We start from the raw sequence: 14651 nt of genomic DNA, 5'->3' as shown, positions 1-14651 counted from the left end.
TTATATAAAGGATGGGGTTGCTGTTGATAAGCTTCTGCATACAGGGAAATGAGTTGGCCATTGTCGTACAGCATTTTTTCAAAATGTGGGACATGCCATTCACTATCGACTGAATAGCGCGCAAAGCCACCTCCGATGTGGTCGTAGATACCTCCAGAAGCAATTTTTTGGAGCGTAAAATGAACATGGCTTAGTGTTTCAGTATCCTGCGATAAAACAGCGTAACGCAATAAGAATAACCAGTTGTTAGGAAGTGGAAATTTTGGACTGCGATGGTAGCCACCGTTCCTTGGATCAAATAATTCTTTCCAGGGTTTTATAATATCTTCTAAATCTTCAAACTTATATTGCTCCGGTATTGCATTTATAGGTAATCGCTCACTCTGTTGAATGCCTTTTGTCAATTTGTCAGCATATTCCATTGCTACAGCAGGTTGTTCCTCCCACATGCGGGCAATCTGAATTAAAATATTCTGCCAATCATGAGCTTTGAAATAAGTACCACCGTATATGGGTCTACCGTCAGGTAAACAGATGCAGTTTAATGGCCATCCACCAGCATTTGTCATCAACTGTACCGCAGTCATATAGACCTGATCAATATCTGGACGCTCTTCTCTGTCTATTTTGATCGGAACATAAAACTTATTCATGGTCTGTGCGATCACATCATTTTCAAAGCTTTCGCGTTCCATCACATGACACCAGTGACAGGCAGAGTAGCCGATACTGATGATGATCAATTTATTTTCTTCCTGTGCTTTTTTTAATGCTTCTTCCCCCCATGGCATCCAGTGAACCGGATTATGCGCATGTTGTTTCAAATAAGGAGAATTTTCAAATTGCAATTGATTTGCCATAACCCGAAGGTACAAAAATGAATTATACTATGGTATTTAAAAGCGTAGCAGTATTGGATGTTAGGGTATTAAAATCAAAACCTTCATCAAGAATCAGATGTACAACTTGCGATGTTGATAAAGGGACAGATTCATTACTCACATATTCAATAAAATCTGATAAACCAGGGTTATGGCCAAATATAAATAGTGTATGAATATGTGGTGGAACTTGGTTAATTAGTTTTAGAATATCCAAATAAGTAGCCTCATATAGCTGATCTTCTTTAATTAAAGCAATCTGAGGATATTTAATTGCTTTAATGAATATCTCTGCTGTTTCAGATGCTCTAATTGCAGAAGAGGAAATACAGAGTGTAGTAGAATCCGCTTGCATCTGTAGAGCAAGCTGATGGGAAACACGTTGTGCTCTTTCTATGCCTTTGTCTAATAATATACGGTCAAAATCTTTCTTAGAAAATGACTGTTCAGCCTTGGCATGACGGACGATATAGAGATTTTTAGACATATTCTGAAGTTATCCATATAAATATAAATAAATCGATTTATTATTTCAAAGAATAGGAAAGTTTAACATTAAATTAATGGTAATATTGTATTTAGACAAACTTGTTAAGATTTGAATAACCATATCCTTAATTTCAATGATAAATAAGGAATGAGTTACTTGCAATATAGTACCAAATAAGATATACTTACAAACAGTATAATTGCGAGACTATTTGCTTGTAATTTACTTTGATTATGATGTTTTTAAAGCTTTTCATAAAATAAGTTTTGATAGGTTGAAAGCAGTTTCGACTAAGTGAATTATATTTGTCAAAAATGATAATTGTTGCCTTCATATAAGTGAATAAATTCATATTCTGAATTTATTCACTTTGGAAAAGGAAATTTTCATTTTATAGCAATTGATTGAATTATAAAATATAAGATTAATGAAGGTATTATTTGATTATCAAATTTTGCAGCACAAAAGTTTGGGGGTATTTCTCGATATTTTGTAGAATTGATGAATGGAATCGATAAGGTTGAAGATATGTCATATCGCATAGATGTGTATGGTAATATCAATCATTATTTATCTGAAAAGCATATTAGAGCTTTCAATTTTATTGAAAAAATCAAGAAGTATCAACGAAAACCTTATAAATCAATAACGAAAAATCAACTTGTAACATTAAATGCTCTTCAAAATTCCTCCATTGATGTTTTTCATCCTACATATTATGATCCCTATTTTATTCAGGATCTTAAGAAGCCACTTGTTATTACAATTCACGATATGATTTATGAAAATTACCCAGATATTTTTTCATCGGATTCTCCAATTGCTCACAATAAGCGATTGCATATTGAGAAAGCAGATAAAATAATTGCTGTTTCCGAGAAAACAAAAAGTGACATCCTGAAATATTACAACTTGAATGAAGATAAAATTGAAGTAGTCTATCATGGTATTGATTTAAATCAACCATTAGTTTATGAAGATATTCGAAACCTTCCGGAATTATATATTTTATATGTCGGTAACCGATACGGATATAAGAATTTTAGTTTGCTGGTTCAAGCTTTTTCTAAATTATCTATACAGTTTCCTGAACTCAAACTTGTATTGGCTGGTAGTAGCTTGGCAATTTCTGAACAGGAACTTTTATATAGAAATCATATAACAGATAAAGTCATTCACGTAGCAGCTACTGATGAGCAGTTAAATCTATTATATACGAAAGCTTTATTTTTTGTTTATCCTTCTCTTTATGAGGGGTTTGGTTTGCCTATTTTGGAAGCTTTTAAAAATGAATGTCCGGTATTATTAAGTAATGCAAGTTGCTTTCCAGAGATTGCAGGAGATGCAGCCGCTTATTTTGAAGTGGAATCATTAGATTCTTTTGTTAGTGAAATGAAAAGTTTGCTTGAATCTAAATTATTACGTGAAAGCTTAATAAATAAAGGAAAAGAAAAATTAATAAATTACAGCATGCATTCATGTATTGAAAAAACAATTAAAATCTATAAAAGCTTAGGTTAAAATAACTGTAATTATCGGTTTTCTTTGACAGACCAAGTAGATTCAGAAATTTCAATAAATCCTTTACTGAAATTTCTTTACTCCGAATGCTTTAAGTATTTTAAATCCTTTTGATGATTGGATTCTTTCTAATTTTTTTACAGCCGCAGTAGTTCTAGTGAAATCTTCCAGTATAAAAGAAAAATTTTCTTTGAGAAAACGATCACGTTCTGCATTAATTTTATCGTGATTTTCAGGTCTAGCTGTAATACCCGTAAGATCAAAGTTGGTTATGATTTCATTAATATGTTTGGTACTGACATTCTCTTTGACAATTACTTTAGTGAAAAATGCCCAATCAGCAACTATTGGATAAGATGTATCATATAATCCATATCTTGTAAATAAATCTTTTTTTATGAATGAGCATGGGTGACCTATAGTTTCATAAAGGAACTGGCTAAAGGTTAATTTACTTGGGTAATGTTGAACTCTTGAACTATCTTTATCCTCATAGATCAGGGATCCATAAATAATTTCTTCGCCATCTAGTTGCGACATAATATTATTAATCACTTCCGAATTGTTAAGGTAATCACCACTGTTGAGGAATAATAAATATTCGCCTTTTGCCAGTTGAATACCTTTGTTCATTGCGTCATAGATCCCACTATCTTTTTCAGAAATTTTAATATCAATAAATGCAGAATTGTTTATTAAATCTTGACTCCCATCTGATGAATTTCCATCAATAACTAGATATTCAAAATTTTTATTTGATTGATCATCAATTGATTTTAATGTTTTTTTTAGGCCATCTTTATTGTTTAAATTTATTGTTACTATCGATAGCTTGGTGTTTTGATTTTCCATTTTACTATATTGTTTCGTTAATAAGACTTCTATATTTTTCAGTAAATGTCTCTTCATTAAATTCTATTTTTACTAACTCCTGAACGTTTAATGAATATTTTTTCAATATTTCTCTATTTGTATTAATAAAAATAAGTTTTTTAACAAAATCTGTTCTAATTTTTAATTCATCTTGAGAATTGTCAATTAAAAATCCTGTCTGTTTATCTTCACTTAAATAAGTTGGTATCTCTCCGACATTTGTGGATATAGGAACTGAACCTCGAGCCATACCTTCAAGTAAGACCATAGGAAATCCTTCAAATTTAGAAGTGATCATCACCATATGGGCTTTTTCATAATAAAATTGTAATAACAATTTATCAGTTATTTTTCCGGTCATGGTCACATTACTTCCGATTTTATCGAAATACTCATCAAAATCTCCAATCATAGTAAATTCAAATGGTAATTTTAACTCTAGACATGTTTTTGTTATATCAATAAACAACTGAGCTCTCTTCTCCTCAGAATTTCGAGCTACAAATAAAATAGTTAATTGATCATCAAAATCTTTTTTATAAATCGTATTACTTGTTGATATTTTATTATGAATTATATGAATTCTTTTATTCAAATCTTGATGAATCTTGTTTTCTGCGTAAAAGCTTATTTGTTTTTTCTTTTGGTTTTCACCTAAGACCACTCGTGAATGTATATTAGGAACATGTTTTAATGAATAATTATCCATAGAATAATTATATTCACCTAAGAAAGTATGTATTAAGTCAATTACTCGAATATCTTTTGATAAAAACGGAATCAAGTCATAAAAAAAACGAGAATTACAGCCAAAAATAACAGCATTAGGTATAGCATTGATTTTACGAGCTATTGTCTTTAACATTGCTTTTTTTAAACTGATTTTCCATCCCCATCTATAAAGCTCTATTAATTTCGAATTTTTTTCAAATTGACTTTTTAAATCGGAATCTTTAGATTGCTCGGTAATAAAACAGGTTACATTTTGTTCTGATACTGATTTAATTATATCTAAATGAACCTCTTCTGCACCTCCGGTATTGTAATGTGGAAAGAAGAATATAATATTGGATTTAATACTATTTATATCATAAACTATTTTAGGGTATTTTATGATTGATTTAAGCGTTAATTGTAATTTTTTGATCTTTTTCATTTCTTCTTTAATTGCATAGGATGGGCTTCCAAAGTTTTATTTCAAAGTCGTTATACATGTTAATAGCTAAATAAAATAAATATTTATTGTAAAACTTGTTACATTTGAATTATATTTCTTCTGTGTATGTTCAGAAGAGTGATCTTACTTTAGATACCATTCAAAATATTTTTATATAAATAAATGAACACCAAAGTTAGTGTAATTATACCATGTTTTAATAACGAATCTACCATATTGGAGACTTTAGAATCGGTATACTGTCAGAGTTACAGTGATATTGAAGTTATTGTAATTAATGATGGTTCTACAGATGATTCTGAAAAAGTTATTGCAACATTTTTAGAAGAAAAGACTGACCTTCTATATTTAAAGCAATCGAATAAAGGTCCATCTGCTGCTAGAAACTTTGGAAGTAGAATTGCTAATGGACAATATCTTATCTTTTTAGATGGTGACGATTTACTTCATAAAGATTATATTTCAATTTGTGTAAATGCTTTTGAGAAGAATGACCAATTAGATCTAGTTTATTCAGATTCTGAATTGTTCGAAAATGAGAGTGGTAATTATAATTTAGCTCGATTTGATGAAATTACTATACTAACTCAGAATTGTTTCCCTATTGTAGCTATGATACGTTCTGAATCTTTTAGAGATATAGGGCAATTTGATGAAAATCTTCGAATAGCAGAAGATTGGGAGATGTGGATTCGCTATACCCGTAAATATTCAAATGTGAAAAAGATTGATATGTCTTTATTCTTCTATAGAAAAAGATATATAAAAAATTCCATTACCGACTTAAATAAGCTCGATAATATAATGGATGATGCTCATCTTTACATCTATAATAAACATTACAATACTTATAAGAGCGTTGGTTGGAATATTATTAACCTTATTAATACGCGACAAACATATTCCAAGTATAAAGATAAGTATTACAATGTGTGGTACCGAAAATTGTTTTATCTTTTCAATAAGAAAAAATAGTTTTTTCACATAAATTGTGTTGCGTTTCGTGTATTATTCTCGTTAAGAAGTTATAGCTGTTTTTTATATTAAAAAGTTTTATAAAATATATAAAAGATCTAAAATCAATATCTGTTGGTGGAATTAGTAAATAATATCCATTTTGGTCGTACAACAATATGTAGTGATCATTAATTTAAAAATTTTAAATGTCGAAGAAGAAAAAAATACTTTATTTCGTTCCTGATAATCCATTTAATAACAAGGCTGGTAATATTACAAGGTTTGTTAAGATGTTGGACTATTTTAACAGAAAATCTGAAGAATTTGACGTCGATTTCATTACAGAGCGATTCTGGGGTAATTGGAATGATGAAAGTATTAGGATGTTCGCAGATAAATATCCTACAATTAATCTTGTTGTTTTGGATAGGAAAATAGACAGGAAAAAGTTTTTGAGTTATATTTTCAAGTATAAAATATGGGAGTTTATCTTCGGTTTTACAAAGAGTAAAATCGACTTAACAACATATCTTTTAAAATTTAATTTTAAAAAATATACTGGAAATAAAAACTATGATTTTGCTATAATTAGTTATGTTAATTGGGGAAGTCTTATTAAAAATTTAAAATCATATAAAACTTCAATAATTGATACACATGATTTTATAACGGGTCAGTATTTAACCACATATAGAGCTAAGAAATCAACATCATTGCCATATAGAATATTAGAAAAGGAAGTGGGTATCTTAAAAGAGTTTGATGAAATTTGGACATATTCTGTAGAAGAAAAATATATTTTTGAACAGTTTACCCAAAAACCAGTACAGCTAGTTCCTGTTTCATTTCCTAATCGTAAATCTGAATTTTTATGTAATAAAGACTCTCGAAAACTTTTTTATGTAGCGAGTGACAATGATCATAACAAAAGAAGTGTTAAATGGTTCCTAAAAGAAGTATTACAACATATCAACAAAGATATTGAAATCGTAGTTGCTGGTAGTATTAGTAAATATTTTTCTGGCTCAAGCCAAGTAATAGAACTTGGAATTGTAGAAGACTTAAAATCTCTTTTCGTGGATGCGAAAGTATTTATGTGTCCTATGTTAACTGGGACTGGAATAAAAATTAAAGTTGTGGAAGCTTTATCTTATGGCATGCCAGTTGTTACTAATATAAGAGGAATAGATGGTTTGTTTAATAAGAGGCAGAATGGTTGCATTGTTACATCCTCAGGAGTAGAATTTGCCAATGAAATAAATAGGCTTTTTAATGATGAGAACTATTATAAAAAGATACAATCTGAAGGAGAAAGCTATTTTCTAAATAACCATAGTGAAGTTTTGGAGGAAGAGTTTTTAAATGACTCCTTGATTAAGGATTAGTTTAAGTTTCCGAAATCAATTTTTTTAATTAGGGATTCCTTTATTATCAAGGAAAAAACTGTTAATCGAAAGTATGATATTGAGTCAATGAGTTATAAAATTATATTTGATACTGAAAGAATGAAACATAAGCATACAGGCTTATATTTCTTTTGTAAACACCTTGGCTTATCTTTATTGAAAAACCAAACAACTGATGCTAAATTATCATTTTATTATCCAGATTCTATTAAGAAAGACTTTGGTGATCAAGTAAATTATATTAAGCAAAAATCGTTACATAAATTTTGGATGCCTAGATTTAATAATGTAGATCTGTGGCATTCGACATATCAATTGAGTTCATACTTTCCAAGTAAAGGCACAAAAACTAAAGTTTTATCTACTATTCATGATCTTAACTTTCTTAAGGAAGGAAAATCTGTACAAAAGGAAAAATATTATTTAAAAAAACTGCAGGACAATTTGGATCGTGCAGATTGTATTGTTGCTATCTCTAAGTATGTTAAAAATGATTTGGAACAACACTGTGATTTAAGAGGTAAACCTATACATATAGTGTATAATGGGAATAATATTGAGACAGAAATTGTAAATCAATATCATTCTGCAGAAAATAATCAGCATATTAGAAAACAACTGTTATTTACAATTGGTACTGTAAACCATAAAAAGAATTTTCATGTTTTGCCATATTTATTAGTTGGAAATGATCTAGAACTAGTAATAAGTGGTGTTGTCAATGAAATTGGTTATGATAAGTATATCCTATCTATTGCTAAAGAATTAGGAGTTTTGGATCGTGTTGTTATTACTGGGCCAATTACGGAGGAAGAAAAATATCAATATCTAAGTAACTGCGCCATGTTTGTTTTTCCGTCAATTGCCGAAGGTTTTGGTTTACCTGTTATAGAGGCCATGTCTTTTGGTAAGAAAGTGCTATTATCTACAAATACGTGCTTACCAGAAATCGGTGGTGAGGAAGCTTTTTTCTTAGATTCAACCGAGAAGGATTATATGATTAATTTTGGTAAATTTCACATTATGAACTTAATTAATTCTACTGATAGAAGTTCCCATATAAAAAAGTGGGCCGGACAATTTTCATGGGATATGGCAGCAAAACAATATTGGAACCTATATGAAGAAGTGTTAAAGTAAGAATACTGGGTTTCTTCTTGGGGTGTTTTGAAATATTTATAACTTTACGTAAAAGTACACTAAAAACTAGTTGTTTAAAATATAATCTTCGAGGTTCTTGTAGATTATATTTTTATCAAAGGATTTTAGTATAAATTTCCTTCCTGCTGTCCCCATTTCTTTCCGAAGCTTAATGTCTTGTAGTTTTTTGATTTTCTCCACCATTTGTGGAATACTATTTACTTCCGTTAAAAAGCCAGAGATGTTATCCTTTACTAATTCAGGATTGCTACTACTATTAAAAGCTATAATGGGCTTTTCTGCTAGAGAAGCCTCTGCTAGTACATATCCAAAACCCTCCCATAGTGAACTTAATATAAAAATATCAATATCAACTAAAAAGCTCCTCGGGGAATCTGTGAATCCTAGAAAATGAACATTCTTATCCGTACCGTTTTCTATATTATAAGTTTTTAATTCGCTTTCCAGCTCACCTTTACCTGTAATGTAAATCTGATGTTTAATCTGTAGTCTGGTTAATTCTACAGAGAGATCGATTAAAAACTTCTGATTCTTTTGTGGAGCAAGTCTTGCTAGATTTCCTATAATTAATGAATCATCTTTGCAATCGGGAACTATTTTTTTATAAACTAATTGATCAAATTTTTGAAAATCGATAGGGTTGTAAATTACTCTAATTTTTTCTTTTGGAAACAGTTGAGGATTATTTGCTAATATCGTTTCTCGAGTTGCATAGGAATTTGCTAGCACATCAGTGATATAGTTTCCAAAAATACGTTGATTTAGAAATGTATTTTGATAGGAATAGCAGACCCCCTTCGGTATATAATACGAGGAACTCCTGCACTATGAGCGGCGTAAGCAGCAATTTTTAAATCTCTCGGATTATTGATTAATACGACTTCAATCTGTAACTTTTCAAATGTCGAAGTCAAATAGCACCTCTTTACCGGATTTAGAAAACTAAGATTAGTTAAATGGACTTCAATATATGTGATTGCAGGGAATTCAAGTAGCTTTGTTTCTAATTTACTGTTCTTTGAACCAAAAAAATAAACATCATGACCAAGCTTCGCAAAATGTACTGCAGATTCAAAATGCCATTTCTCACCTCCGCCCCACGTCTCTATCGAATTAAAAAAACCTATTCTCATTTACTAATTTTTTTGTAAAGGTTCATCCATTGAGCAGCCAATATTTCGTCATTGAACTGTTGTGCATACGCTAATCCTTTTTGACTCATGATCTCCTGTCGTTCCGGTGAATTCAAAATACTATCTATACTTAAGGAAAGTTGAGTTATATCATTCGGATCAATATAATGGGAGAATGGTCCTCCAGCTTCAGGAAAAACGCCGGAATTTGTTGTGATGACAGGCGTTCCACTATATAATGCTTCAATGATAGGTATTCCAAATCCTTCGAAAATTGAAGGGTAAATAAATATTTTAGCAATGCTATAGAGGACCGATAATTCATTCATTGTCAATCCTTGTAAAAAGATTACGCGATTTTCCATATTATGAGCCGCAACGTACGATTTTATTTCCTTAGCATAAGCAGTCTGTTTACCAACTATAACTAAAGGAATATCTTTATCTTTAATTGCCTGGACAATTGAAAATACATTTTTACGAGGCTCGATTGTACCTACATTCAATATGAATTCGTGGGGAAGACCCAACTTCTTAATTAAGGTTTGCTTTTCTTCTTCCGATTTAACAGATTTAAATGATTCATGACATCCTTGGTAGATGACTTTGATCTTGTCTTTAGAAATGTGAAAAAAATCAACAATATCTAATTTGGTTTGTTCACTGATCGCTACAATTTGATCTGCATGCTCGCATGCATATTTAAATTTTTTATGATACAGAGTACGATCTATTTTTTTATAAAGTTCAGGATAGCGAATAAAAATCAAATCATGAATTGTCACGACCGATTTAATCGATGTTTTATCTAGACCTATTGGGATCTCTCCGGAAAGACCGTGATAGATGTCAATTTGATCATTTTCTAAATCCTTAACAATACGGTTAGAACGCCAATTACTGGGTAAGATACGATTAATAAAACCAGAAGGACGTCTAATAAAACGATCTGGAACTAGATTATTATAGTCAGATTTTCCAGTTTGTGGTGTGTAAAGGAGGTATTCTATCTCAGGATTATTTGCACGTAATATGCGAATTAAATCACGGCTGTAGTTCCCTAGCCCTGTGTGATTATTAAAAAATCGCTTTGCATCAAATCCTATTCTTAACATTTTGCTACTTGTATATTGTCTTATTTTAGATATTACTCAAAATGGGTAACAGTACTATTCGATTATCTGTAAATTCAAATTTAGATAATTTGTTTTATTTTGTTAATAATCATTTCCGAAGAGACTAAATCAATTGCTTCCTTACCATCACAATCACATGGCTTATTTCCATACATTGAATTTGGTCTATTAGGATGTTCTACCTGAATACAATCTTCTATGGATTGTCCATAACCAAGAAATCCCGCAAAAGGGTGGGTAGCACCCCACACGGACAAGCAACGAACACCCATCAAAGAAGCCATATGCATACCTGAAGAATCCATACTGATCATTAAGTCTAAATTAGAAATAATAGCAAGTTCTTCTTTAAGATTGAAACGACCAATTGTACTGTGGACACTGGGATATAGTGCTTGCCATTTTTCAGCTTGTGCTTGTTCCAATTTCCCTCCGCCAAATATGAATATGTCAAAGTTGTTCTGGGATAAGAAAGCAATTACTTCCTGCATTTTTGGAAGAGGAAAGACTTTATAGGAGTGTTGTGCAAATGGGGCGATTCCAATTTTTCTGCTTTCATCATCCGAAAATAAAGCATGTGCTAAGTTGGGTAATGCCAACTTAGTAGGCTCTAATTTATTCTGCAATATAAATTTAAAACCAAGATCACGAAATACATCGGCATAACGTTCAACAGTCGGTTTTAACGGTTTCAAAACCTTATTTTGAAATCGGGTAAGTGCTTTTTTTTCTTTTCGGCCTTTGTCCAATTGCTTGACCACAAGTCCCGATATCTTAAAAAGAACTGCTAAAATTCGAGATCTTAAATTAAAATGTAGATCAGCAACTGCATCGGCACCATAAGAAGTTAATTCTCTTTTTAGGTTCACAATACCTTTTAAACCCTTATGTTGTTCTTTGGGATTAAAAGGATGGAACTGTACATTCGGAATACCTTCAAAAAAAGCCTTAAAAGGTGGACGGGTTACCATAATAATCATTACAGCAGGGTACTGTTGCACAAATTCCTTCAAGACTGAAGCAACCATGGCAACATCTCCCATGGCAGAGAAGCGCGTAACAATTATTTTGGATGGTAAAGACATTATTTTGATGCTTGATACAATACAGGATTTAAACTTGGATCGTTATACATTTTCATCTGTTTATAGACTTTCATGTATTTTTTTCCAGCTTGGATATCAGAAAGCAATTCATCAATACTCTGAGAGAGATCAACACGTTGTTCTAAAAGAATATTCAATTTAATTTGACAAGCATCGATATGGCCCTGTGCTACATCATTACGTAAAGTCTCTTGCTCCATATGATAGATTTTTAAAGCTAGTATTGACAATCTGTCAATTGCCCAAGCAGGACTTTCCGTGTTGATTTTAGCATCTTCGTTTGGAGTAACATCTTGGAATTTCAATAGATAGTAGCTGTCTATATATTCCACAGTATCTGTACGATGCTGATTGGATTCATCGATTCTTCTTTTCCAGTATAAACCTACCTTAGGGTCGATTTCAGGATTTCTGACCACATCTTCCATATGCCATTGTACGGTATCAATCCAACATTTCAAATACAGTAAATGTTCCAATGATGACGACTCAAAAGGATTTTGAACAACTTGATCAATTTCGTTTTCAACGTGATAATCTGCGATTGCACGTTGAAAAATAGTGTTAGCTAATGCACTTATCATAGTACAAACTTAGATAAATTTGTTTTATTTACAATCTTAATTGCGTCATATCTAAAACAAATTTATTTGCCAGAATCTGTTTTAGGAAATGCTGTTAGGGTATTAGCCGCTAGACCCGAAAAGAACTTCTTAATTGATGAAAGAATAATTGGGAAGCCTATTTTAATAAATCTAAAAGCAGACTTGGATATATTCCGAGGAGTACAACCAAAATACTGATCGAAACAGCTATAAGAACTAAAAATCTGTTGAACTTTGGTAACGCTATAGCCGTGTCACTATCTCTTAAAAATGCAAGTAGTGGAATTTTAAAGTAAAAGAATAACGAGATCACAGAAGTTAAGGCTCCTACAATAAGTAGGAATAATAAAGGTATTTCATTTAACGTCTGGTACTGTTCAAATACCTTAGAAAATACCAGAAGTTTTCCGATAAATCCCGCAGTAGGAGGGAGTCCGATTAGTGAGATCAACAGAATAGAGAAGCTCACAAATATCACCGGGTATTTTTTACCCAAACCTTTATAAGATTCAATAGTGGTGCTTTCAAGACCTTGTTCCAGTTGATCAATAAATAAAAAGACTGCGATATTCATCAAAGCATAGATTGCCAGATAAAATAATAAAACATCAGGATCGTTGTCAATATAAACAAGAGCCACCATCAAGAGTATACCAGTATGACCAATCGAAGAATAGGCCATCATTCTTTTAATATCTTTTTGCTTTAATGCGGCTAGATTTCCTATAAGCATTGTAGCGATTGCAATGATGATGATAACGGAGATTAAGAACTCTGAGTAGAAGAAAGGGCTAGCAGTCCAGCTCGCCAGTAAACGCGATAACAGAACCAGTGCACCAATTTTTGGCACTGTTGATAGATAGGCAGTTATCGGGGTAGGAGCACCTTGATAAACATCAGGACTCCACACATGAAAAGGTGCAAAGCTTAATTTAAAACCAATTCCGGTTAGTAAAAACAGAAATGCAATACAGGTCATGACTTTTGGAGCTTCAATAAGTCCCTGGATATGTTGCTGGCTATCAAAATTTAAGTTTCCCGTGAAACCGTAAATAAGTGATAGACCATACAGCATGACCGCTGCACAGATGGAACCAAATAAAACATATTTCATTGCAGCTTCAGCCTCAAATTTCGTTTTAGAGAAATATCCGACCATGACGTACGAGCTGATCGATAAAGTTTCAATCGCTATAAAAATCAGCAACCAGTTGCTGCTTATCGTTAATAAGTGCAGTCCGAGTGTAGCTGTGAGCAATACTGCATAAAGATCACCAATAGGACGGATCTGATTTGAAAAACGTTGCTGGATGAAAACAGCTATAAGTATAGTCGATAGCGATAAGATGATGCGGGATAAAATAGATAATTTATCAATTGATCATCTCAAAAAATCCAGATTCACCAGTAAATAGGCTATTCTGATCAAAAAGGAAATATAAACTAAGTAATAAACCGATTATGGTAATAGCAAATGAACTCTGTTTCCAAATTCGGTCTATAAATAAACTGCAAAATATACTGCATACAAAAGCAATCATGAGTGCAAGTTCCGGCTGGAATAAAGGGATACTTACTATGATATGGTCTAAAATTGACGAAATTGATGAAGCAAATGCGGCCATGTTTTTAATTATACTGTTGAATAAAGGAAACCAAATTGATGACAGAAGCATTCATTTGGTCGAATATAATAAAAGGACATATTCCTAGAAGTAAAGCAAGTGCTAAAGTGGGGAACAAGATTAGCTGTTCCCTAACGGAAAGATCGACTAGGGCCTGTTGCCAAGAATCTCCACCTTTTAATCTTGTTTCTCCAAAAAACATTCTTTGTAATGTCCATAACAGATAGGCCGCACTCATTAGAATTCCAACAGATCCAGCTATAGCCATCCATCTTGGGAGACCAGTACCTAAACTTGCCGAATTAAATGTTCCGATAATCACAAATGCCTCTGCAATAAATGCAGAGAAACCAGGTAAACCTAAAGAAGCAAAAAATGCAATAGCTATATATGCCGTATATTTAGGCATAATACTGGCCAATCCTCTAAAATGTGGAATATAACGGTCATGTACACGGTCGTAGATAACACCGACCAAGAAAAATAAGGCCGCAGATAGAAAACCATGACTAATCATCTGAAACATTGCTCCAGAAATACCCTCTGCAGTAAAAGAAGCTAAGCCCAAGAGCACAAATCC

Annotated in this window: 16 protein-coding genes; 4 read left to right on the top strand and 12 right to left on the bottom strand. The window is 32.0% G+C overall.

Going from position 1 to position 14651, the window contains the following annotated elements; genetic code table 11:
- Positions 1-860 (bottom strand): thioredoxin domain-containing protein (locus L950_RS19875; protein WP_021192344.1); only part of this gene is annotated, 860 nt, incomplete at its 3' end.
- A 22-nt stretch (positions 861-882) separates the two neighbouring features.
- Complete coding sequence (locus L950_RS19870; RefSeq protein WP_021192343.1) at positions 883-1368, bottom strand: SixA phosphatase family protein; 486 nt, start codon at positions 1366-1368, stop codon at positions 883-885.
- A 480-nt stretch (positions 1369-1848) separates the two neighbouring features.
- On the opposite strand from L950_RS19870, the gene L950_RS19865 reads away from it, so the two are divergent.
- Positions 1849-2892 (top strand): glycosyltransferase family 4 protein, encoded by a 1044-nt coding sequence (locus L950_RS19865; protein WP_046792084.1) that lies wholly within the window; start codon positions 1849-1851, stop codon positions 2890-2892.
- A 63-nt stretch (positions 2893-2955) separates the two neighbouring features.
- Here L950_RS19865 and L950_RS19860 read toward each other — a convergent pair whose 3' ends face one another.
- Positions 2956-3744: a glycosyltransferase family 2 protein gene (locus L950_RS19860; protein ID WP_037528169.1), complete on the bottom strand. Its 789-nt coding sequence runs from the start codon at positions 3742-3744 to the stop codon at positions 2956-2958.
- A 4-nt stretch (positions 3745-3748) separates the two neighbouring features.
- Positions 3749-4921 carry a glycosyltransferase family 4 protein gene (locus tag L950_RS19855; protein ID WP_021192340.1) on the bottom strand — a complete coding sequence of 391 codons (1173 nt, stop codon included), beginning with the start codon at positions 4919-4921 and terminating at the stop codon, positions 3749-3751.
- Between the two features lie 183 nt (positions 4922-5104).
- Here L950_RS19855 and L950_RS19850 point away from each other — a divergent pair, with 183 nt between their 5' ends.
- The 3 genes from L950_RS19850 to L950_RS19840 all read left to right on the top strand — a co-directional run bounded on the left by L950_RS19850 (position 5105) and on the right by L950_RS19840 (position 8445).
- Positions 5105-5917 (top strand): glycosyltransferase family 2 protein, encoded by an 813-nt coding sequence (locus L950_RS19850; RefSeq protein WP_021192339.1) that lies wholly within the window; start codon positions 5105-5107, stop codon positions 5915-5917.
- Positions 5918-6105: 188 nt separating this feature from the next.
- A complete protein-coding gene (locus L950_RS19845; RefSeq protein WP_021192338.1) occupies positions 6106-7284 on the top strand; it encodes a glycosyltransferase family 4 protein in 1179 nt (392 codons plus the stop codon).
- Positions 7285-7404: 120 nt separating this feature from the next.
- Positions 7405-8445, top strand: coding sequence for a glycosyltransferase family 4 protein (locus tag L950_RS19840; RefSeq protein ID WP_037528167.1), 1041 nt, complete (start codon positions 7405-7407; stop codon positions 8443-8445).
- Positions 8446-8511: 66 nt separating this feature from the next.
- On the opposite strand, the gene L950_RS19835 is transcribed toward L950_RS19840, so the two are convergent.
- The 8 genes from L950_RS19835 to L950_RS19805 form a co-directional block, all read right to left on the bottom strand.
- The gene (locus L950_RS19835) at positions 8512-9195 is read right to left on the bottom strand and encodes a glycosyltransferase family 4 protein (RefSeq protein ID WP_031289797.1); all 684 of its coding nucleotides are present in this window, start codon (positions 9193-9195) and stop codon (positions 8512-8514) included.
- Between the two features lie 32 nt (positions 9196-9227).
- Positions 9228-9599, bottom strand: coding sequence for a hypothetical protein (locus L950_RS19830; protein ID WP_031289796.1), 372 nt, complete (start codon positions 9597-9599; stop codon positions 9228-9230).
- A complete protein-coding gene (locus L950_RS19825; RefSeq protein WP_021192336.1) occupies positions 9596-10714 on the bottom strand; it encodes a glycosyltransferase family 4 protein in 1119 nt (372 codons plus the stop codon). The genes L950_RS19830 and L950_RS19825 overlap by 4 nt, the downstream gene beginning before the upstream one ends.
- A gap of 80 nt (positions 10715-10794) precedes the next feature.
- Entirely contained in the window at positions 10795-11820 is a 1026-nt protein-coding gene (locus tag L950_RS19820; RefSeq protein WP_021192335.1) for a glycosyltransferase family 9 protein, read from the bottom strand.
- Complete coding sequence (locus L950_RS19815) at positions 11820-12425, bottom strand: DUF4254 domain-containing protein (RefSeq protein WP_021192334.1); 606 nt, start codon at positions 12423-12425, stop codon at positions 11820-11822. The genes L950_RS19820 and L950_RS19815 overlap by 1 nt, the downstream gene beginning before the upstream one ends.
- Before the next feature lie 157 nt (positions 12426-12582).
- Entirely contained in the window at positions 12583-13704 is a 1122-nt protein-coding gene (locus L950_RS19810) for an NADH-quinone oxidoreductase subunit N (protein ID WP_231577465.1), read from the bottom strand.
- A 115-nt stretch (positions 13705-13819) separates the two neighbouring features.
- On the bottom strand, positions 13820-14071 hold the full coding sequence (locus L950_RS34080; RefSeq protein WP_021192332.1) for a hypothetical protein: 252 nt from the start codon (positions 14069-14071) through the stop codon (positions 13820-13822).
- Between the two features lie 4 nt (positions 14072-14075).
- Positions 14076-14651: proton-conducting transporter membrane subunit (locus L950_RS19805; RefSeq protein ID WP_021192331.1), on the bottom strand; the 576-nt coding region annotated here is incomplete at its 5' end.

It is taken from the genome of Sphingobacterium sp. IITKGP-BTPF85, from assembly GCF_001006065.1.
GTDB classification, from domain to species: domain Bacteria; phylum Bacteroidota; class Bacteroidia; order Sphingobacteriales; family Sphingobacteriaceae; genus Sphingobacterium; species Sphingobacterium anhuiense.
Note: the sequence above shows the minus strand (reverse complement) of the source record. Positions and strands in the feature narration are given on the sequence as shown.

Bases quoted from the DNA above. Each gene is read 5' to 3' on its own strand.
- L950_RS19870 (WP_021192343.1), bottom strand. From the start codon at position 1,368: ATGTCTAAAAATCTCTATATCGTCCGTCATGCCAAGGCTGAACAGTCA.
- L950_RS19860 (WP_037528169.1), bottom strand. From the start codon at position 3,744: ATGGAAAATCAAAACACCAAGCTATCGATAGTAACAATAAATTTAAAC.
- L950_RS19855 (WP_021192340.1), bottom strand. From the start codon at position 4,921: ATGAAAAAGATCAAAAAATTACAATTAACGCTTAAATCAATCATAAAA.
- L950_RS19850 (WP_021192339.1), top strand. From the start codon at position 5,105: ATGAACACCAAAGTTAGTGTAATTATACCATGTTTTAATAACGAATCT.
- L950_RS19845 (WP_021192338.1), top strand. From the start codon at position 6,106: ATGTCGAAGAAGAAAAAAATACTTTATTTCGTTCCTGATAATCCATTT.
- L950_RS19840 (WP_037528167.1), top strand. From the start codon at position 7,405: ATGAAACATAAGCATACAGGCTTATATTTCTTTTGTAAACACCTTGGC.
- L950_RS19830 (WP_031289796.1), bottom strand. From the start codon at position 9,599: ATGAGAATAGGTTTTTTTAATTCGATAGAGACGTGGGGCGGAGGTGAG.
- L950_RS19825 (WP_021192336.1), bottom strand. From the start codon at position 10,714: ATGTTAAGAATAGGATTTGATGCAAAGCGATTTTTTAATAATCACACA.
- L950_RS19820 (WP_021192335.1), bottom strand. From the start codon at position 11,820: ATGTCTTTACCATCCAAAATAATTGTTACGCGCTTCTCTGCCATGGGA.
- L950_RS19815 (WP_021192334.1), bottom strand. From the start codon at position 12,425: ATGATAAGTGCATTAGCTAACACTATTTTTCAACGTGCAATCGCAGAT.
- L950_RS34080 (WP_021192332.1), bottom strand. From the start codon at position 14,071: ATGGCCGCATTTGCTTCATCAATTTCGTCAATTTTAGACCATATCATA.